17 protein-coding genes are annotated in these 18,692 nt (G+C 67.5%); 10 read left to right on the top strand and 7 right to left on the bottom strand.

What is annotated here, in order from left to right; genetic code table 11:
• Positions 1-34 precede the first annotated feature (34 nt).
• The gene (locus MKK50_RS05710) at positions 35-1,474 is read right to left on the bottom strand and encodes an acetamidase/formamidase family protein (RefSeq protein WP_499021017.1); all 1,440 of its coding nucleotides are present in this window, start codon (positions 1,472-1,474) and stop codon (positions 35-37) included.
• A gap of 63 nt (positions 1,475-1,537) precedes the next feature.
• Positions 1,538-3,871, bottom strand: a complete 2,334-nt coding sequence (locus MKK50_RS05705; protein ID WP_253367291.1) for an NADP-dependent malic enzyme — start codon at positions 3,869-3,871, stop codon at positions 1,538-1,540.
• Between the two features lie 75 nt (positions 3,872-3,946).
• Between MKK50_RS05705 and MKK50_RS05700 the strand changes: the two genes are divergently transcribed.
• Genes MKK50_RS05700 through MKK50_RS05690 form a run of 3 tightly spaced genes read left to right on the top strand, consistent with a single transcriptional unit; the run spans position 3,947 to position 5,178 of the window.
• Positions 3,947-4,573 (top strand): CatB-related O-acetyltransferase, encoded by a 627-nt coding sequence (locus MKK50_RS05700; RefSeq protein WP_499021240.1) that lies wholly within the window; start codon positions 3,947-3,949, stop codon positions 4,571-4,573.
• Positions 4,574-4,606: 33 nt separating this feature from the next.
• Positions 4,607-4,858 (top strand): DUF3297 family protein, encoded by a 252-nt coding sequence (locus MKK50_RS05695; protein WP_253367295.1) that lies wholly within the window; start codon positions 4,607-4,609, stop codon positions 4,856-4,858.
• Between the two features lie 38 nt (positions 4,859-4,896).
• Positions 4,897-5,178 carry a hypothetical protein gene (locus MKK50_RS05690; RefSeq protein ID WP_499021016.1) on the top strand — a complete coding sequence of 94 codons (282 nt, stop codon included), beginning with the start codon at positions 4,897-4,899 and terminating at the stop codon, positions 5,176-5,178.
• A 53-nt stretch (positions 5,179-5,231) separates the two neighbouring features.
• Here MKK50_RS05690 and ctrA read toward each other — a convergent pair whose 3' ends face one another.
• On the bottom strand, positions 5,232-5,933 hold the full coding sequence (gene ctrA / locus MKK50_RS05685; protein ID WP_003599593.1) for a response regulator transcription factor CtrA: 702 nt from the start codon (positions 5,931-5,933) through the stop codon (positions 5,232-5,234).
• A gap of 438 nt (positions 5,934-6,371) precedes the next feature.
• Between ctrA and fliI the strand changes: the two genes are divergently transcribed.
• The 5 genes from fliI (at position 6,372) to MKK50_RS05660 (ending at position 10,818) form a co-directional block, all read left to right on the top strand.
• Positions 6,372-7,727, top strand: a complete 1,356-nt coding sequence (gene fliI, locus MKK50_RS05680) for a flagellar protein export ATPase FliI (protein ID WP_253367302.1) — start codon at positions 6,372-6,374, stop codon at positions 7,725-7,727.
• Between the two features lie 95 nt (positions 7,728-7,822).
• The gene (fliJ, locus tag MKK50_RS05675; protein WP_003599595.1) at positions 7,823-8,227 is read left to right on the top strand and encodes a flagellar export protein FliJ; all 405 of its coding nucleotides are present in this window, start codon (positions 7,823-7,825) and stop codon (positions 8,225-8,227) included.
• A gap of 346 nt (positions 8,228-8,573) precedes the next feature.
• Positions 8,574-9,110, top strand: a complete 537-nt coding sequence (locus MKK50_RS05670; protein WP_499021015.1) for a hypothetical protein — start codon at positions 8,574-8,576, stop codon at positions 9,108-9,110.
• Positions 9,111-9,390: 280 nt separating this feature from the next.
• Positions 9,391-10,446, top strand: a complete 1,056-nt coding sequence (locus MKK50_RS05665; protein WP_253367304.1) for a lysylphosphatidylglycerol synthase domain-containing protein — start codon at positions 9,391-9,393, stop codon at positions 10,444-10,446.
• A gap of 231 nt (positions 10,447-10,677) precedes the next feature.
• On the top strand, positions 10,678-10,818 hold the full coding sequence (locus MKK50_RS05660) for a hypothetical protein (protein WP_253367307.1): 141 nt from the start codon (positions 10,678-10,680) through the stop codon (positions 10,816-10,818).
• A 253-nt stretch (positions 10,819-11,071) separates the two neighbouring features.
• On the opposite strand, the gene MKK50_RS05655 is transcribed toward MKK50_RS05660, so the two are convergent.
• Entirely contained in the window at positions 11,072-12,748 is a 1,677-nt protein-coding gene (locus tag MKK50_RS05655; protein WP_499021013.1) for a methyl-accepting chemotaxis protein, read from the bottom strand.
• Between the two features lie 140 nt (positions 12,749-12,888).
• Positions 12,889-15,030, bottom strand: coding sequence for a flagellar biosynthesis protein FlhA (gene flhA / locus MKK50_RS05650; protein ID WP_499021012.1), 2,142 nt, complete (start codon positions 15,028-15,030; stop codon positions 12,889-12,891).
• A 201-nt stretch (positions 15,031-15,231) separates the two neighbouring features.
• On the opposite strand from flhA, the gene MKK50_RS05645 reads away from it, so the two are divergent.
• Complete coding sequence (locus MKK50_RS05645; protein WP_499021010.1) at positions 15,232-15,537, top strand: hypothetical protein; 306 nt, start codon at positions 15,232-15,234, stop codon at positions 15,535-15,537.
• Between the two features lie 36 nt (positions 15,538-15,573).
• Positions 15,574-16,290: a hypothetical protein gene (locus MKK50_RS05640; RefSeq protein ID WP_499021008.1), complete on the top strand. Its 717-nt coding sequence runs from the start codon at positions 15,574-15,576 to the stop codon at positions 16,288-16,290.
• 10 nt (positions 16,291-16,300) lie between these two features.
• On the opposite strand, the gene MKK50_RS05635 is transcribed toward MKK50_RS05640, so the two are convergent.
• Both MKK50_RS05635 and MKK50_RS05630 read right to left on the bottom strand, forming a co-directional pair.
• Entirely contained in the window at positions 16,301-17,545 is a 1,245-nt protein-coding gene (locus tag MKK50_RS05635) for a KpsE/RkpR family capsule polysaccharide export protein (protein WP_499021007.1), read from the bottom strand.
• 142 nt (positions 17,546-17,687) lie between these two features.
• On the bottom strand, positions 17,688-18,341 hold the full coding sequence (locus MKK50_RS05630; RefSeq protein WP_253367319.1) for an ABC transporter ATP-binding protein: 654 nt from the start codon (positions 18,339-18,341) through the stop codon (positions 17,688-17,690).
• Positions 18,342-18,692: the final 351 nt, after the last annotated feature.

Here is an 18,692-nt window from a genome sequence, read left to right as displayed (position 1 = left end):
GGCGGTGGATGGGAGGCTCGGCCCCGCGCTGCCGTCAGACCGTCCGCTCCGAAAAGATCGCCTTCTTGACGATGGCGTGGACGCCCCAGTTGCCGTCGACCACCTGGGTGATGCCGAAATCGACCGCGACCGACATCAGCGAGATCGCCTCGTCCTCGGTCAGCCCCTTCGCCTGCATCAGGAACTGGCGCATCTTGCGGAAGGCGTCGCGCATGGCGAGGTCGAGGGAGGATTTCTGGAAGATCGCGTTCTGTGCGTCGGCCCCAAGATCTTTCAGGTAGTTCGGGTAGCTGAAGCCCGAGAGCACCCAATCGTCGGCGGTTTCGATCATCGGGAAGTCGAGGGACTCCAACGAGGTGCCGGCGAGATCGGCCCGTTTGTGCAGGACGAACTGGAAGGTGCCGGTGAGCGAGCACTCGATCGCCGTGCCGCAGAGTTCGGAATCGCCCTGGCTCGCATGGGGATCGCCCACCGAGAACAGCGCGCCCGGCACGGCGACCGGATAGTACATCGTCGCGCCCTTGCCGATGCGCCAGTTGTCGATGTTGCCGCCGGTGTAGCTCGGCGGAATCGAGTTCACCATGTCGGCTTCCGCCGGCGCCACGCCCATCGTGCCGAAATGCGGGCGGATCGGCACGCGGATGCCCTTCAAGACGTCGAAGCTGCGCTTGGTCTTCGTGTGATCGACCGGCAGGCCGGGATAGTCGATCGTCGGGTGCTCGCGGCCATCCGGGTCGGTCACGCCCGGCCAGGGGAAGCTGTAGACGGCCTTGGCCCAGTCGCGCTCGCCCGAGGCATCGACCTCGTAGATCGTGAGCACCTCGCGTTTGTTGCCCCCCAGCATGTCGTTGTAGTGGTAGCCCCACCACGCCGCCGCGTTGCTGCCGAAGGTCCGGCCCTTGAACTTCGGGTTGGCCGAGGGGCGCGGGGCAACATCGAGAATGCGCACCTCCAGCACGTCGCCGGGCTCCGCGCCGCGGATCGCAACCGGGCCGGTGCAGATATGGACGCCGAGCCCGCCGCCGGGACCGAGCTTGGAATCCTCCGGTCCGGCGCCGCGGCGCGCGACGCCCTTCTTCTCCTTGGTCCAAAGGAACACGCTCTCGGCGCCGGGATCACCCGTCACCATCCGCTCGGCGTCGTCGTTGGCGTGGTGGGTCAGGGTCTCGATGGTGACGAAGTCGCCCGACTCAATCTCGACCTGGGGTTTGAGGGTCTTCGAGAAGTAGCCCCAGTGGATGGTCTCGGCATTGGCCGGCAGGTGGTAATGGGCGGTCTGCTTCAGACGGCGCGCGCTGCTCTGGGCCAGGGCCGGGCTCACGAGCGAAAGACCGCCCGCCGCCAGGGCCGCAGCGCCTCCGGTGGCGACGAAGCTGCTCTTCAGGAAGGCACGCCGCTCCGGCTCCATGTCGCGCCGGTAGCGCAGCCGATGTTCGGCGAAGGCGGCACAGGTCGGATCATCACCAAGGCACATTGCAGACTCCGGACGCGTTCAACGCCCGGAACTGAATGCAAAATCACAGCCAAGCTCGGGGCGTTACTCCGAGATCGGTCCCACGCCGGGTTCGGCCTCCGGCGCGACCGGCAGCGGCGCCATGGCCTGCGCCTCCACCACCGCCGCGGCGGTGACATTGACGATGCCGCGGGCGGTGACCGAGGGGGTGAGGATGTGCGCCGGCTTGGCCGGGCCGATCAGCAGCGGGCCGACCGGCAGCGCGTCGGCGAGCACCTTGGCGAACTGGAAGGCGATGTTGGCCGCGTCCAGGTTCGGGAAGACGAGGATGTTGGCCGCGCCCTTCCAGTTCGAACTCGGCAGCACCCGGTCGCGCACGAGTTCGGACAGAGCCGAATCCGCCTGCATCTCGCCGTCGGCCTGAACGTCGGGCGCGCGCGCCTGGATCAGTTCGAGTGCCCGCCGCATCTTCTTCGCCGAGGCGGAATCCGATTGGCCGAAATCGGAGTGGCTCAGGAGCGCGATCTTCGGCGTCAGACCGAAGCGGCCGACATGGTTGGCGCAGGCGATGGCGACGTCGGCGATCTCCTCCGCGCTCGGATCCTGGCGGACATGGGTGTCGGCGAGGAAGAAGGCACCCTTCTTCGTCACGATCAGGCTCATGCCGGCGAAATCGAGCGAATCGGGCGAGAGCCCGATGATGTCGCGGATGACCCGCAGGCGCGTCTCGAACCGGCCCTCCAGGCCGCAGATCAGCGCGTCGGCCTCGCCGCGGCGCACCGCGAGGGCCGCGATCACCGTGGTGTTGGTGCGCACCAGCGTCCGCGCGAGATCCGGGGTGATGCCGCGCCGCCCGGCGATCTCGAGATAGCTGGCGACATAGGCCCGGTAGCGCGGATCGTCCTCGGGATCGATCAGGTCGAAATGCTCGCCCGCTTTGAGGTCGAGGCCGAAGCGCTTGATGCGGGTCTCGATCACCCGCGGGCGACCGACGAGGATCGGCCGGGCCACCTTGTCCTCGACGACCGCCTGCGCGGCGCGCAGCACGCGCTCGTCCTCGCCCTCGGCGTAGATGACACGCTTCGGATCGGCCTTCGCCTTGGAGAAGAGCGGCTTCATGATGAAGCCGGAGCGGTGCACGAAGCGGTCGAGCGACTCGGCGTAGGCTTCGATGTTCTCCACCGGTCGCCCGGCGACGCCCGAATCCATCGCCGCCTTGGCCACCGCGGGGGCGATACGCAGGATCAGGCGCGGATCGAACGGGCTCGGGATCAGCGAGCGAGGCCCGAACGGACGGGCCTCCCCGCCATAGGCGCGGGCCACCACGTCGGAAGGCGCCTCGCGGGCGAGCGCCGCGATCGCCTTCACGGCGGCCTTCTTCATCTCCTCGTTGATCTTGTGGGCGCCGACATCGAGCGCGCCACGGAAGATGTAGGGGAAGCAGAGGACGTTGTTCACCTGGTTGGGGAAGTCCGAGCGCCCCGTGCAGATCATCGCGTCCGGCCGCGCCTGCTCGGCCAAGTCCGGCATGATCTCGGGGTAGGGGTTGGCGAGCGCCATGATGAGCGGCTTCTCGGCCATCTTCTCGAGATATTCGGGCTTGAGCACCCCGCCGGCCGAGAGGCCGATGAACACGTCGGCGCCGGGGATCACCTCGGCGAGCGTCCGCGCTTCGGTCTCCTGCGCGTAGACGTCCTTCCAGCGGTCCATCAGCTCGGCGCGGCCCTTGTAGACCACGCCCTTGATGTCGGTGACGGTGATGTTTTCACGGGTCGCGCCGAGCGAGACCAAGAGGTTGAGGCAGGCCAGGGCCGCAGCACCCGCACCCGAGGTGACGATCTTGGCGTCCGAGAGCTGCTTGCCCGCGAGTTCGAGTGCGTTGAGGACGGCGGCCGCGACGATGATCGCCGTGCCGTGCTGGTCGTCGTGGAAGACCGGGATGTTCATCCGCTCCCGGCACCGCTCCTCGACCTCAAAGCATTCCGGCGCCTTGATGTCTTCGAGGTTGATGCCGCCAAAGGTCGGCTCCAGGGAGCAGACCACGTCGACGAGCTTGTCGACGTCCTTCTGGTCCACCTCGATGTCGAAGACGTCGATGCCGGCGAACTTCTTGAACAGGACCGCCTTGCCCTCCATCACCGGCTTGGAGGCCAGCGGGCCGATATCGCCGAGGCCGAGCACGGCCGTGCCGTTCGAGAGCACGGCGACGAGGTTCTGGCGGATGGTGAGGGTGGCGGCCTCCTGCGGGTCGTCGTAGATCGCCATGCAGGCGGCGGCCACGCCGGGAGAGTAGGCGAGGGCCAGATCGCGCTGGTTGCCGAGCGGCTTGGTGGCCTGGATCTCGAGCTTTCCGGGTTTCGGCAGTCGGTGGTAGACGAGCGCCCCGGACTTCAGATCCTCGGACATATTGTCGGCCATGGCGATGCCGTCCTCTTCCGCTCGTTTTTGCGCGCCCGCACCCTCTTCTCGCGGGGGGCACTGTTGAGGCATCTGTTGCAACGGCTGCGGCGGGGGCGCAACCCGCACAACGAGACGCGGCTGCATCTGGAAAAGCTGGCCCGGCGCTGGAATTTCTCAATCGGAGCATACTCTTACGGCCGACCGAAGGTGCGCTTCCCCGAATCCGGCCAGCGGCTGACGATCGGCCGGTATTGTTCCATCGCGGATCGGGTCGAGATCCTGCTCGGCGGCGACCACCGGCTCGACTGGGTTTCGACCTATCCGTTCGCCGCGATGACCGGCCTGTGGCCGGGAGCGGACGCACCACAGGATTACCATTCCTCGCGCGGCGGCGTGATCATCGGCCACGACGTCTGGCTCGGATCGGGCTGCATGATTCTGTCGGGCGTGACCGTCGGGCCTGGCGCGGTCGTCGCGGCCCATGCCGTCGTCACGCGGGATGTACCGCCCTACGCGGTCGTCGCCGGTAATCCGGCGCGGATCGTGCGCCGCCGCTTCGACGAGGCGACGACGGTTGCACTCGTCGAGGCGGCGTGGTGGGATTTTCCGCATGAGACGGTGATGCGGTGGATTCCGCTCCTCCAGAGCGGGCGGGTGGCGGAGCTGATCGATGCGGCGCGGGCCGAGCGTGCCGTTGCGGGCGCGCCGCGATTGCCGTAACCGGCCGGCACGATTTCCAGGAACGCACCATCCATGTCCGAAACGCCCCCCGACCGCCTCTCGGTCAATCCGAACAGCCCCCACTACGACGAGGCGGTCCTCGCCCGCGGCGTCGGCATCCGCTTCAAGGGGGCCGAGAAGACCAATGTCGAGGAGTACTGCGTCAGCGAAGGCTGGGTGCGGCTCTCGGCCGGCAAGGCACTCGACCGGGCCGGCAATCCGATGACGGTCAAGCTCAAGGGCGCCGTCGAGCCGTATTTCCGCGAGGAGCCGGCCGAGGCCTGATTCGGCGGTTCGTTCGCGGTCGCGGGGGAAGGGGGCGCATGCGGCGACGGGCCGTTGCCGTCTTTCTCGGCCTCGCGCCCCTGCCGGCTTTCGCCGAAGGATTCGCTGTCCGCGATCTCGGCACGCTCGCTGCCGAGGCGAAGGCCGCGCCGGGCGGTCGCTTCTCGGGGCGGGCCGAGACGGATCGGCTGACGCTTCTCTGTACCGCGTGCGAGAGCGACCTGCCGACGATCCGCTCGCTGGCGGCCGACGCTGCGACCGCCTCCCGCAACGCCCGATCCCTCGTCCAGGCCCTCGGCTCGCGGATCGCCGGACCCTGAACAAAAGAACCCCGCCGGAGCGGGGTTCGTCGGCAAGGTTCCGGCGACGGATCTCAGACCGCCATGCGGTCTTCACCCTCGACCGGCTCGCGCAGCACGTAGCCACGGCCCCACACGGTCTCGATGTAGTTCTTGCCGGCAGAAGCGTTCGCCAGCTTCTTGCGCAGCTTACAGATGAACACGTCGATGATCTTCAGCTCCGGCTCGTCCATGCCGCCGTAGAGATGGTTGAGGAACATCTCCTTCGTCAGCGTGGTGCCCTTCCGCAAGCTGAGGAGTTCCAGCATCTGGTACTCCTTGCCGGTGAGGTGGACCCGCGAGCCCGAGACCTCGACGGTCTTCTGATCGAGGTTCACGATCAGGTCGCCGGTGGTGATGACCGACTGAGCATGGCCCTTCGAGCGGCGGACGATGGCGTGGATGCGCGCCACCAGTTCGTCCTTGTGGAAGGGTTTGGTGAGGTAGTCGTCGGCGCCGAAGCCGAGGCCCTTCACCTTGTCCTCGATGCCGGCCATGCCCGACAGGATCAGGATCGGGGTCTTCACCTTGGCGACACGCAACGAGCGCAGCACCTCGTAGCCCGACATGTCGGGCAGGTTCAGATCCAAAAGGATGATGTCGTAATCGTAGAGTTTGCCGAGATCGACACCCTCTTCGCCGAGGTCGGTCGTGTAGGTGTTAAAGTTCTCGGACTTGAGCATCAATTCGATGCTCTGCGCCGTGGCGCTGTCGTCCTCGATCAGAAGTACGCGCATCGTGATCCCCACCGGACAAGCCGTTTCGGGGCGCTTGAGACAAGCCGCCGCCGGTCGTCCGCCGACGGCCACGGCGGACGCTCCCTCATTCCCACTTTCGAAACGCTATTCCTTAACCGTTAACAAAACCCGAATCCCGCTTGCAAGCACTGTCTCTTTCGAGTCCGGCAGCGATTCTCCCTATCGTTGGCGATCTGTTCTCCAGCGGTGCGCGCTCTCCCGAAGCCGAGAGTGAGCCTCCCCCGCTAACCCCTTCTTTTGCTTGAGGTTGGCCCTTCTGTTGCGGAAAGGTGACGAAGGCCATTCGTCGCCGTTCCCATTCCCGCGAGCGGCGGCATCGCCCTCCGGTCAGCCGGCCGGGAGCCTTGGCGAGCGGTCCGGCGGTGTTAAGACATCGGCCGGTTCGGTGGCGGGACGCGGTTAACGGGGTCGGAGCACATGACGCAGGAGCGCGGCTCCGGAGGGCTGGCGGCGGCGCTCGCCGCGCTCTCGACCGTCGAGACCCTGGAGACCTTCGGACGGGTGACGGCGATCCGCGGCCTTCTGGTCGAGGTGGCCGGGCCGGTCTCCGCGATGCGGCTTGGCGGCCGCATCGACGTGTTGGTGGAAGGCGCCGGGGTCGCGGCCTCGACGGTGCCGTGCGAGGTGATCGGCTTTGCCGGCGACCGGGCGCTCGCCATGCCGTTCGGCTCCCTCGAAGGCGTACGCCGCGGCTGCCCGGCCCTGGTGCGCGACGAGGCGGCCGGCGCGATCCGCCCCTCCGCCGCCTGGCTCGGCCGCACCGTCGATGCCCTCGGGCGGCCCATCGACGGCCTCGGCCCTCTCGCGCAGGGGCCCGCAATCTATCCCCTGCGGGCCGATCCGCCTCCCGCGCACGGACGACGGCGCGTTGGGCCGCCGCTCGATCTCGGGGTTCGCTGCATCAACACCTTCCTCACCATGTGCCGCGGGCAGCGCATGGGCATCTTCGCCGGCTCCGGGGTCGGCAAGTCGGTGCTGCTGTCGATGCTGGCCCGCTACACCGCCGCCGACGTGGCGGTGATCGGCCTCGTCGGCGAGCGCGGGCGCGAGGTACAGGAGTTTCTCCAGGACGATCTCGGCGCGGCGGGGCTCGCCCGTTCGGTCGTGGTGGTGGCGACCTCGGACGAGCCGGTGCTGATGCGCCGCAACGCCGCCTACGTGACCCTGGCGGTGGCCGAGTACTTTCGCGATCAGGGCGCGCAGGTTCTGTGCATGATCGATTCGATCACCCGCTTCGCCATGGCCCAGCGCGACATCGGGCTGGCCGGCGGCGAGCCGCCGACGGCCAAGGGCTACACGCCCACCGTCTTCTCCGAACTGCCGCGCCTGCTCGAACGGGCCGGGCCGGGCGTGGGTGAGGGGGCGATCTCCGGTCTGTTCACCGTGCTGGTGGAGGGCGACGACCACAACGAGCCGGTGGCGGATGCGGTGCGCGGCATCCTCGACGGGCACATCGTCATGGAGCGGCGGATCGCCGAGCAGGGGCGCTACCCGGCGATCAACGTGCTGCGCTCGGTCTCGCGCACCATGCCGCGGGCCTGCGACCCGGCCCATCTTCCCACCGTCCGCCGTGCGCGAAAGGTGCTGGCGACCTATGCCGACATGGAAGAGTTGATCCGGCTCGGGGCCTATCGCGCCGGCTCGTCGCCGGAGGTGGATGAGGCGGTCGCTCTCATGCCCGATCTGACGGCTTTTCTGGGGCAGGGTAAGGAAGAAGCAACCTCCATCGGCGAGGGTTACGACCGGTTGGCCGCCATTGTCGGCGGTGCGTGAGGCGGCTTCGAAAAGCGCGTCGGGATAACGGTCCGTGTGGACCGCCCGCGCCGATCGGGTCGCGTCCCGGCGTAGCGTGGAGTGGATGGCCCGACATGAAATCGCGTGACACGCTGATCCGGTTGCGTCGGTTCCAGGTGGATGAGAAGCGCCGCAGGGTGGCGCAGATCGAGATGATGATGGCCGACTTCAACCGCATGGCGGCCGAACTCGACCGGGAAGTCTCGCAGGAGGAAGCCCGTGCCGGTATCTCCGATCCGGCCCATTTCGCCTATCCGACCTATGCCCGCGCCGCCACCGGCCGCCGGGACAACATGCGCCAGTCGGCCGCCGCCCTCGAGGGGCAGCTCGCCGAGGCCAAGGCAGAGCTCGGCGAAGCGTTCGAGGAACTGAAGAAGGTCGAGATCCTGGAGGATCGCGAGCGCTCCGCCGAGCGTGCGGCCGAAGCCGCCCGCGAGCAGGCCGAGATGGACGCGATCGGACTTCGGGCTCGGGCCTGAGAGGCGAGATCCTCAAGCGCATTCCGACGAAGTGTGCCGGTTCGTCGAGGGAAAGCGCGTCAACAAGGACCGAGAGGCGCCGGCCTGATGCCATCGGGTCGGAGACGGCTGTCGGCAGGATTGTCGAGCGCGTCGGCGGCACGAGGCCGGTGATGCGGGCGCGTCCACGGTTCCCCGCTGTCACTCTGTCGGAACCGCATGCTTCGATCCTGCCGGGCGGGCCCGGGTGAAAGCCGGTGCCGGTCGGTCGGCTCCGGGGGGAACCCCGAATGGGAAACGAAGTTTTTACCGATGTAGTCGGCAGCGAACCGCATTCTGGCGCGCGCCGCTCCTGCATAGGTGCGACATGCTGCAGTCTGGAACCAAGGTCCTGCTCGCGGCCTGTGTCGCCGGCCTTATCCCCTGCACCGCCTTTGCGCAGCGCGTCATCCCACTGGATGGAAGAGGGTCTCGGACGCTCGCGTGGGATTTGGAGGACGCCCCATCCGTTGCGACGGCGCGAAACGCCGTCACGCCGGACGGCATCGCCTATCGGGTTGATACGCTCGGGCCGACATCCACATCGCCGGTTGTGGTCGCGCAGAACCTCGTCACTCCGAACGGGGCAGCGCCTGTCCCGAATGTGAATGACTGCACCTTCATTCGAGACCCGATCGCCCTGCGCGATTGTATCAACCTCTACGAGGGACAGCGTTTGGGACCGGGGCCTCGCACCAGCACGCGTCGCCCGGGCCTGATCACGGACGAGGAACTGCTCGACGCGGCCGGTCCGATCCCGGGGTCGATCAAGGGTCGATCCTCCGGTCGCCGCGAACGGGCGAGCCCTCCGCCCTCGAGAGGATCTAACGCGGCCTACATCGATCAGGTCACGCCTTCGCGGTAGGGTAGGGGGCAAGCCCGATCCGCACGGCTCCCCGCCGAGCCGTGCTTTCCTGCCAGATCGATCGCCGCGTTCATCAAGGGGCCATTCCCGAGCGCTTGAGCCGCACTGAATGCGATGCTCGCCAGCGCCGCCGAATCGATCAGGGCCGCATTGTTCGGCATGAAAGCGTCATGATCTGACGGCAAGAGCCGGCCCCATCGAGACGGTCGCCCAGTCCCGCTTGCGATGCGCGCGGTCGTGGCGCAGGAGAGACCGCTCCCGAGAGAGGCGGCGGACATCCATGAAAAAAATCAGTGAAGTCTTCTGGGGCTTGATCGGCCTCGCCGCGGTGGCGGTGTCCTGCTACCTGCTCTGGGGACAGTTGAAGACCCTCTCCTGGGCGAGCATCGAAGCGGCGTTTGCCGCCATCCCGCTCCATCACTTCCTGCTGGCCGCCCTCTCCACCCTCGTCGCCTACGCCGCGCTCGCTTGGTACGACCGGATTGCGCTGCTGCATCTGGGTGTGCGCCACATCTCGTGGCTATTCGTATCGCTGTGCTCGTTCACGACCTACGCCCTCTCGCACAACATCGGCGCCTCGGTCTTCTCCGGCGCCCTGGTGCGCTACCGGGCCTACACCTCGAAAGGCCTCTCGGCGGCGCAGGTCGCGGTGTTAGTGGCCCTGTGCTCCTTCACCTTCGGTCTTGGCACGATCCTGCTCGGCGGCTTCGTGCTGGTCTACGATCCGAACCTCCTTGCGCGGCTCGACAACCTGCTGCCGGCGGTGCTGACCAATCCCGCGACCTCGCGGCTGGTCGGCTTCGGTCTGCTCGGTTTCGTCGCGCTCTACGTCCTCGGCTCGGTGCTGCGCTTCCGCCCGCTAACGATCCGCAACTTCAAAATCGAGTATCCGCGGCCCGGAATCATGGTGCGCCAGCTCATCGCGGCGCCGCTGGAGCTGCTGGGTGCCGCCGGCATCATCTACTTCGCCCTGCCGGATGCCCTGAACCCCGGCTTCATCCCGGTGCTCGGGATCTTCCTCGCCTCGTTCTCCGTCGCGCTCGCCTCGCACGCGCCGGGCGGCCTCGGCGTGTTCGAGCTCGTGTTCTTCACCGCCATGCAGCTTCAGACCGATGCCGAGAAGGCGCCGGTTCTCGCCGCGGTGCTGATCTTCCGCCTGTTCTACCTGATCATCCCCTTCGCCGTGGCCATCGTCGTGGTGCTGCTGTTCGAGCGCTCCCGCCTTACGAACGCGCTCGGCAGCAAGGACGGCAAGGCCGCGCCGGAGCCACCGCTCGTCGCGCCGGGCCTCGACAACCATGTGATCGAGCGTCGGCTCGAGAAGAAGGCGGTCTGATCCACCACCTTTGAAACGCCTGCCGGCGGCCGCTCCATGGAGCGAGCCGCCGGTTGCGTTTCGGGTCACTGGCTTTGGGTTTCGAGTACATTTCGTCGCAGTGACGGCAGGATCGCCGATCCTTACCTCACACCGCTTCCGTGGATGAGTGGGACGCGCAGGGTTGCGGGCCTTTCAGGAACGGTTAAGCTTCGACGGAATGAGGAGCCGTTCCGGCTCCGGATGGGTATCATGGCTTCGATCAAGATTCGGGTCGCCGAAGACGGCACCTGTTCGATCTGCCGGGACGGCACGATCATCAGCAAAGGGCTCACCCGCTCGCAGGCCGACCAGATGGTCGCCGTCCTGCGCGCCATCGAGGGGCATGCCTGATCGGCGGCCGGCCTAGCGCATCATCCCGAAAGGTGGCTTCCGGCTTTTCAGAAAAAGATGATGTAAAACAGAAGGCTGGAGCATCGTTCTGGATCCGGTATCCTGGACGATGCTCACGGAGCCGAGGCGGTTACCTGCCCCCTGGCGATGCCGGCTCTCCGAGGGGACCGCGCGCATGAATCGAAAAACCGAGCCGACCTTATCGGGGTCGGCTCGGCTCTTTTCGTAGGGCCGTCGGCGAGCGCGTCAGGCTTCAGGCGGCCCGCACCGTCGCCAGGAAGCGCCGGACCTCGGCCCGCAGGTGATCGGATTGCTGCGACAGCTCCGAGGCGGCGCCGAGCACCTGTGCGGCGGCCGTCCCGGTCTCCTCCGAGGCGCGGGCGACGCCGGTGATGTTGTGCGTGACCTCGCTGGTGCCCGTCGCGGCCTGGGCCACGTTGCGGACGATCTCCTGGGTCGCCGCGCTCTGCTCCTCGACCGCCGCCGCGATCGAGGTGGAGACGCTGCTGATCTCGCGGATTCGCCCGGTGATGTCGCCGATCGCGCTCACGGCCGTATCGGTGGAGCGTTGGATGCGGGCGATCTGCTCTGAGATGTCCGTCGTCGCCCGCGCCGTCTGGCTTGCCAACTCCTTCACCTCCGCCGCCACCACGGCGAAGCCGCGGCCCGCTTCACCGGCGCGCGCCGCCTCGATCGTCGCGTTGAGGGCCAGCAGATTGGTCTGGCCGGCGATGTCGGAGATCATCGCCACGACGTCGCCGATGCGGGCGGCGGCCTCGCTCAGATCCTGGACGAGCTGCCCGGTCTGGCCGGCCTCGTCCACGGCGGTGCGGGAGAGGGCGGCCGACCCGTCCACCTGCCGGCCGATCTCCTGGACGGAGGTGCCGAGTTCCTCGGCGGCGGCGGCCACGGTGTTGACGTTCGTGGTCGCCTCCTCGGCGGCCGCGGCGACGGCGGTCGATTGTTCGGCCGTCTGGTTCGCGGTGCCGGCAAGGCCCTGCGCGGTCGATTGCAGCTGCGAGGCGGCCCCGCCGATGGTGGTGACGATGCCGGTGATCGTGCCCTCGAAGCCCTGGATCAGGGCGTTGAGCCGCTCCCCCCGCTCCATCTTCAGCGCCTGATCGGCATCCTGGGCGCCCTGCAGCCGTTCGCGCTCGACGGCGTTGTCGCGGAACACCGCCACGGCACGGGCCATCGCGCCCACCTCGTCGTTCCGCTCCGCCTCGGGCAGGGCGATATCGGTACGGCCCTCGGCGAGCCGGCCCATCGTCGCCTGCAGCGCGTTCATCGGGCGCACGATCGAGCGGATGATCGCCCAGGAAACCGCGCCGAGGACGAGGAGGATGCCGAGTGCGATGACGCCGAGGCGTTCGATCTGCTCCCACAGCGTCGCCTTCAGGTCGTCGATATGGACGCCGGTGCCGATGTAGAGCCCCCACGGCGCGTAGAACCGGAACACGCCGAGTTTCGGCGTCGCCTCGGCGTCCGGCGTGCGCTTCCACGTGTAGACGATGGAGGCGACCCCATCGCGCACGGCGCGCGGCAATACGTCGGCGATGAAGGCGAAGCCGGTCGTGTCCTTCAGGTCGCGGAAGCTCTGGCCGATGAGCTTCGACGTCGCATGGGCGACGACGTTGATGTCGCGGTCGTAGACGAAGAAGTAGCCGTCCTTGCCGTGCCGCATCGATGTGACGGCGGCATAGGCGGCGGTTCGGGCCGCAGCCTCCGTCATCTCGCCTTTCTCGACACGCTGGCGATGGTGGTCGATCAGGTTGACGGCCGATTCGGTCATCAGGTTGAGGCGGTTCACGCGCTGAGTGTACATCGCGTCGTATTGATAGCTCAGGGCGACCGTGCCGATCGCCACGAGACTCAGGGCCGACAGCACCACCAGGGCATAGAGCTTTCTCGGAATATCAAAGCGAAGCATCGGCACACCCCCGAACGGCCCCGAGTTCGGCTTTTCCTCGCGGGGCAACGTTGGGTTGGTAATGGACCGATGTTAACGATCCCCGAAACCTGCCTCCGCCAATGGTGACGGCGACGGAGATTGGACCGGGCGTCAGGCCGTTACACCGATCCCACCGTCCGCAGCCGCGCACGGGAATGGATCTCCGCTTGGCTCATCACCGGGGTCTCGCGGCGGAAGCGCTCGATGATCGAGCGCACGAACGGCCGGGCCTGCACGGAGGTAACGAGCACCGGCATCTCGCCCATCCGGGCCGCCTGCTCGAACCGGTCGCGCACCGTGTTGACGAATTCCGTGAGCTTCGAGGGCTGCATCGCGAGGTAGCGCTCCTCGCGCTCGCCGACGATCGATTCGAGGAAGGCCTGCTCCCAGGTGGGTGACAGGGTGATGATCGGCAGCGTCCCGTCCGGGCCCTGATACTGGGCGCAGATCTGCCGGCCGAGGCGGGCGCGGACATGCTCGACGATGTCGCGCGGGTTCTTCACATGGCCGGCGACCTCGGCGATGCCCTCGACGATGGAGCCGAGGTCGCGCACCGAGACCCGCTCGGCGAGCAGCAGTTGCAGCACGCGCTGGATGCCGGTGGTGGCGATCTGCGACGGCACCACTTCCTTGAGGAGTTCGGTGTGCTCCTTGGGCAGTTCGCGCAGCAGCTTCTGCACCTCGACGTGGTTCAGGAGTTCCGAGACGTGGGCCTTGATGAGTTCGGTCAGGTGGGTCGAGATCACGGTGGCCGCATCGACCACGGTGTAGCCCTTGAGCTGGGCCTGATCCCGCAGGCCGGCATCGACCCAGGTCGCGGGCAGGCCGAAGGTCGGCTCCAAGAGATGCTGGCCGGGCAGCTGCACCTGGCCGCCCATCGGGTCCATCGCCATGAACTGGCCGGGGAAGACCTGGCCGGTGCCGGCCTCGATCTCCTTCACCCGCACCACGTAGGTGTTGGCCTCCAGGCTCACGTTGTCGAGGATGCGCACCGAGGGCATGACGATGCCGAGTTCCGCCGCGAGCTGGCGGCGCAGGGCCTTGATCTGGTCGGTGAGCCGGTCCTGGCCCTCGCCGTTGACGAGAGCGAGGAGCGCGTAGCCCATCTCCAGCTTGAGGTCGTCGAGCTTCAAGAGATCGGTGACGGTCTCTTCCGCGGGCGCTGCGCCGGGGGCAGCGGCGCCGGGCGTGCCCTCGGCCGGCGCGGGCGGGTTTTCGCGCTGGGTTTTGGCGATGCGCCACGCCGCGTAGCCGGAGGCGCCGCCGAGCGCGAGGAAGGGCAGCATCGGCATGCCGGGCAGGAGGGCGATCAGGATCATGACGCCCGCCGACATGCCGAGGGCTTTGGGGTAGTTCGCCATCTGCTTGCCGAGCGCCTTGTCCGCCGAGCCTTTCACGCCGGCCTTCGAGACGAGGATGCCGGCCGCGGTCGAGACGATCAGCGCCGGCACCTGAGAGGCGAGCCCGTCGCCGATGGTGAGCAGGGTGTAGGTCTTGGCGGCTTCGGCGAAGCCGAGCCCGTTCTGGGCGACACCGATGATGATGCCGCCGACCACGTTGATACCGGTGATGAGGAGTGCGGCCACCGCGTCGCCGCGCACGAACTTCGAGGCACCGTCCATGGCGCCGAAGAACGAGGATTCCTCTTCGAGCGCCGAGCGGCGGGCCTTGGCCACCTTCTCGTCGATCAGCCCGGCCGAGAGGTCGGCGTCGATGGCCATCTGCTTGCCGGGCATGGCGTCGAGGGTGAAGCGCGCGGCCACCTCGGCGATACGGCCCGAGCCCTTGGTGATGACGACGAAGTTGACGATGATCAGGATCGCGAAGACGATGATCCCGATCACGAAGTTGCCGCCCATCACGAAATGCCCGAAGGCCTCGATGACGTGGCCCGCCGCCGCCGTGCCCTCGTGGCCATGGCCGAGGATCAGCCGGGTCGAGGCGAGGTTGAGCGCGAGCCGTAGCAGTGTCGCGACCAGCAGCAGCGTCGGGAAGACGGTGAATTCGAGCGGATTGTCGATGAACAGCCCCGTCATCATGATCAGCACCGAGATGATGATCGAGACCGCGAGCAGCAGGTCGAGCAGGAAGGCCGGCAGCGGGAAGATCAGCACCACGAGGATGCCCATCACCGCGGTGGCGAAGAACAGGTCCGAGCGCTTGGACAGCGCCTGGAAGCTCGCCCGGTTCGGCATGCGCAGGGAGGACAGGCCGCCGAGCCCGCCTGTTCCCGCTGGAACGGCCCTGGCCGTCTCGCTCATCGCGCCGAATCCCCGAAGACGAATCGCGCGGGCCTAACCGCAGGACCGCACCCGGCAGGATTTGCCGGGTGCAGGGTTAGCGATGCGTTAACGCCGACCCCAACAACGCCGGCCTCGAGACGGAACCTCGACCGGTGACCGCGGCTTGGTCCGGCAACCGGCCCGGTGAACGGCCGCGAGCCTGCGGACGAGCCTCAAGCCATGCGCGCCCTTCCCCTTCTCCTCCTCGCCGTGCTGGCATCGACGGCCGTCCGTGCTGCTCCGGAGCCGGAGGCGCCTGCCGTGACGCCTGCGGAGAAGGCACATGGGGCGGTGGGCGGGCGGCTCGAACCGGGCGCCAACAGCTTCACCGCCGCGCAGGTACGCGCGCGGTTTGCCGAGATGGGCTTTGCCGACGTCGCCGACCTGCACCTCGATGGACAGGGCATCTGGCGTGGGCGCGCCGAGCATGCGGGCCGCACGCTGAGCGTCGGCATGGATTTCCGGGGCAACGTCGCTGCCGAGTAGCGGCTGACCGACCCCGAAGCAGATAGAGGAACGACCATGGCAGCACGCGCCGTCACCGCCCTGTTCGACAATCAAGACGCCGCCGCCCGCGTCATCGATCGCATTGAGGCGGCGGGCGTGCCGCAATCGGATATCGGCATCGTCTCACTGAACGGCACGGATCGGCCGGCTGGCGCCTCGGCCGGTGGCTCCACGGGCGAGTCGGTGGCGCCGGGCCATGGCTCGGCAAGCGAGCATGAGAGTTCGGCGACAGAGGGGGCGGGAGCGGGAGCGACGGTCGGTACCGTCCTCGGCGGTGGCGCGGGCCTGCTCGCGAGTCTGGGGCTTCTCGCGATTCCCGGCGCCGGTCCGGTGATCGCGGCGGGCTGGCTCGTCGCCGCCCTGTCGGGGGCAGGGGTGGGAGCGGCCGCGGGCGGCCTGATCGGCGCCATGACCGGCGCGGGGCTGAGCGGCGCCGATGCCGAGACCTATGCCGAGGGCATCCGGCGCGGGGGCACCCTGGTCACCGTGCGCGCGGACGGGGAGGTCGCCGACCGAGTCATCGCTCTGATGCAGCGCGGCGGAGCGGTCGATCTCGACGAGCGCGCGGAGGGCTGGCGGGCGCAGGGTTGGACCAACGGCACCACGGGCGAGACGCGCGCCACTGGAACGCCCTCGCCGGTACACGATCCGGCCCTCGCGCCCGAGCCGGGTACGCCGGCCGATCCCACCGCCTCGCCGCCGACCCGCCGTCCGCCCGGCGAAATCGCATGATACGGCGGGTTTAACTGTAGAAATACTTCCGGATCAGGACGGCGAAGCCGAACACCACCATGGCCACCAGCGCGACGATGCTGGTGATCAGGTGCTTGCGTGGCTCGATCGCCGACGTGGGCACGACCGGGTCGACCACGGGCGTGAAGAACTCGATCTGGCGGTTGGCGACGATGCGGGCCTGCTCGCTCGCGGCCAACACCTTGTTGTGATAGAGCAGCGCGTTCTTCCGATCGTTCTCCAGCCCTTCGAATTCCGTCATCGCCTCCGATAGCAGGCGCCGCTGATCCGGATCGGTGCTGGTCATCTGCCGTTCGATCTTCTCGATGTTGTCATCGAGATCTTGGATCTGTGCCTTTAGATCCTGAATCGGACGCCGCTCCGGCGCGAGGTCGCGCAGGCTCTGGTTGAGCTGCACAGAGAGATCGATGCGCTTCTTGCGCAGTTCCGCGATGACCATGAGGTTGTTCTTGTTGGCCGATTGCGCGTCGAGAATGCCGGCGCGGTTGCGCAGGTCGCGCATGGCACGCTGTACGGTGTGCAGGCGCTCCTCGGCGTTCTTGAGTTCGCGGGTGCTCTCGGCCAGCGCGGCGTTGCGCGCCTTGAGACTGAGCTCGTTCACCATGCGCTCGCTCTCGTCCAGGAGGGCGCGGGTCAGCGTGTAGGATTCCTGCGCATCGAAGGCGGCGACCTTCAGGCTGATGATGCCGCCATTGGAATCGACCGAGGTCGTCACGCGCTTGTGCCAATAGCGCATGAACCGCTCGATCGGCTCGTCGGCGTCGAAGCGCGAGAAGAAGTCGATGCCATCCCGCGAGAACATCTCGCGCAGCGGCATCTGCCGCTCCATGGTCTCGATCATCTGCCGGCTGGCGATGTAGCTCGTCGTGATCAGCGTGTCCTGGGCGATCATCTGCTTGGACAGGGAGCTGTTGCTGCCCGTGTCCTCGCTCTGCACCTTGTCGACGTTGCCGAGCGCCGGGCGCAGGGCGAAGCGTGCCTCGGTGATGTAGCGGTCCGAGGCGACGAGGTAGAAATAGCCGGCGGCGACCATCGTCGGCAGCAGGAACAACAGCACGAAGAAGGCGGGGATCCAGGGATCGCGCCGGATATGCGTCTGATAGGCGCGAATGCCCTTCTTGTGGTCGGATTGGCGCGCGATGCGGGCGAACCGCTTGAGCGATTCCGTGACGGCCGTCGAACGGTCGGCGGTGGTGAGCGGTGCGCTGCTCGGAGTGCTGATCTCGGTGCTCATGGTCTCGGTGCTCGCACGCCTCGCGCGGTCTGCGGCGCCGCCTCGGAGGCGGCCACACATCGCACGCTTGCGTCTCTGGCCCGCCCTCGCGGCGAAAGCGTGTCCGAACCTCGAAAGGCGGCCGGCACCGTCGTGCGACCCTTCAGCTATTCAGGCGCCGGTAGGCCGTGATCGCCTCATCGACGTCGTCGTAAACCACCGCCTGCCCGTTGATCAGGATCAGAGCCTGACTGCAATAATCGCGGATCTGTTCCATGCTGTGGGAGATCAGGATCACGTCCGCGGTCTCGCGCCGCTTGTTGAACACCTCGGCGCACCGCTTCTGGAAGCGCGCGTCGCCCACCGAGAGCGTCTCGTCGATGAGGTAGGTGTCGAAGGGAATCGCCATGCTCATCCCGAAGGCGAGCCGCGAGCCCATACCGGACGAGTAGGTGTTGACCGGCATGTTGAGGTAACTGCCGAGTTCGGAAAAATCCTCGACGAATTCGAGCACGCGCCGCGGATCCTCGCCGTAGATCCGGGCAACGAAGATGACGTTGTCCCGGCCCGTCATCTTCGCGTTGAAGCCGCCCGCGAAGCCCAGCGGCCAGGAGATGCGAAGACCCCGGACGATGCGGCCCCGGGTCGGCTCCTCGACGCCGGCGATGAGCTTCATGGTGGTCGATTTGCCGGCACCGTTGATCCCCATGATGCCGTAGCTGATGCCGGGCTTCAGGGTGAAGTTCACCCGGTCGAGGATGGTGCGTCGCCGACCGTAGGTGGAATAGACCTTGGTGACGTTCTCGAAACGGATCACGGTTCGGTAGGCTCCACCGGTGAGCGATGCGGGCCGGACCGACGCAACGGATGCGCTCGCCGTACGACCGCCCCTCGCCGAAAATCAGCGAGGCACAGCGGGCGGTTGAGACCCGCGCCTTGTGCTGCGCAGGAAACCGAAGAAAACGGCGAATCTGGGGACGGCACGCCGGTCCCGGCCCGTGCGATGCCATTGCGAGCGCGAAGGCCTTCGGGCCGGCGCGTACGAGCGAATCCACCCGCTCCGCCTCACCGCGTCCAAGCCGCCTCTTGCCCTGATGAGTCCGGCGCCGGTCATGCCGACCCCTCGCCCATGAGCGGCTTTTCACCTGCCCAAGCGGTCCGGTTCAGC

The sequence above is a fragment of the Methylobacterium sp. J-043 genome (assembly GCF_022829505.1).
Taxonomy (GTDB): domain Bacteria; phylum Pseudomonadota; class Alphaproteobacteria; order Rhizobiales; family Beijerinckiaceae; genus Methylobacterium; species Methylobacterium extorquens_A.
This window is presented reverse-complemented; position numbering and strand designations above follow the sequence as displayed.

Bases quoted from the DNA above. Each gene is read 5' to 3' on its own strand.
- MKK50_RS05655 (WP_499021013.1), bottom strand. From the start codon at position 12,748: ATGCTTCGCTTTGATATTCCGAGAAAGCTCTATGCCCTGGTGGTGCTG.
- MKK50_RS05695 (WP_253367295.1), top strand. From the start codon at position 4,607: ATGTCCGAAACGCCCCCCGACCGCCTCTCGGTCAATCCGAACAGCCCC.
- MKK50_RS05665 (WP_253367304.1), top strand. From the start codon at position 9,391: ATGAAAAAAATCAGTGAAGTCTTCTGGGGCTTGATCGGCCTCGCCGCG.
- flhA (WP_499021012.1), bottom strand. From the start codon at position 15,030: ATGAGCGAGACGGCCAGGGCCGTTCCAGCGGGAACAGGCGGGCTCGGC.
- MKK50_RS05705 (WP_253367291.1), bottom strand. From the start codon at position 3,871: ATGGCCGACAATATGTCCGAGGATCTGAAGTCCGGGGCGCTCGTCTAC.
- MKK50_RS05670 (WP_499021015.1), top strand. From the start codon at position 8,574: ATGCTGCAGTCTGGAACCAAGGTCCTGCTCGCGGCCTGTGTCGCCGGC.
- MKK50_RS05710 (WP_499021017.1), bottom strand. From the start codon at position 1,474: ATGTGCCTTGGTGATGATCCGACCTGTGCCGCCTTCGCCGAACATCGG.
- fliI (WP_253367302.1), top strand. From the start codon at position 6,372: ATGACGCAGGAGCGCGGCTCCGGAGGGCTGGCGGCGGCGCTCGCCGCG.
- ctrA (WP_003599593.1), bottom strand. From the start codon at position 5,933: ATGCGCGTACTTCTGATCGAGGACGACAGCGCCACGGCGCAGAGCATC.
- MKK50_RS05635 (WP_499021007.1), bottom strand. From the start codon at position 17,545: ATGAGCACCGAGATCAGCACTCCGAGCAGCGCACCGCTCACCACCGCC.
- MKK50_RS05660 (WP_253367307.1), top strand. From the start codon at position 10,678: ATGGCTTCGATCAAGATTCGGGTCGCCGAAGACGGCACCTGTTCGATC.
- MKK50_RS05640 (WP_499021008.1), top strand. From the start codon at position 15,574: ATGGCAGCACGCGCCGTCACCGCCCTGTTCGACAATCAAGACGCCGCC.
- MKK50_RS05690 (WP_499021016.1), top strand. From the start codon at position 4,897: ATGCGGCGACGGGCCGTTGCCGTCTTTCTCGGCCTCGCGCCCCTGCCG.
- MKK50_RS05645 (WP_499021010.1), top strand. From the start codon at position 15,232: ATGCGCGCCCTTCCCCTTCTCCTCCTCGCCGTGCTGGCATCGACGGCC.
- fliJ (WP_003599595.1), top strand. From the start codon at position 7,823: ATGAAATCGCGTGACACGCTGATCCGGTTGCGTCGGTTCCAGGTGGAT.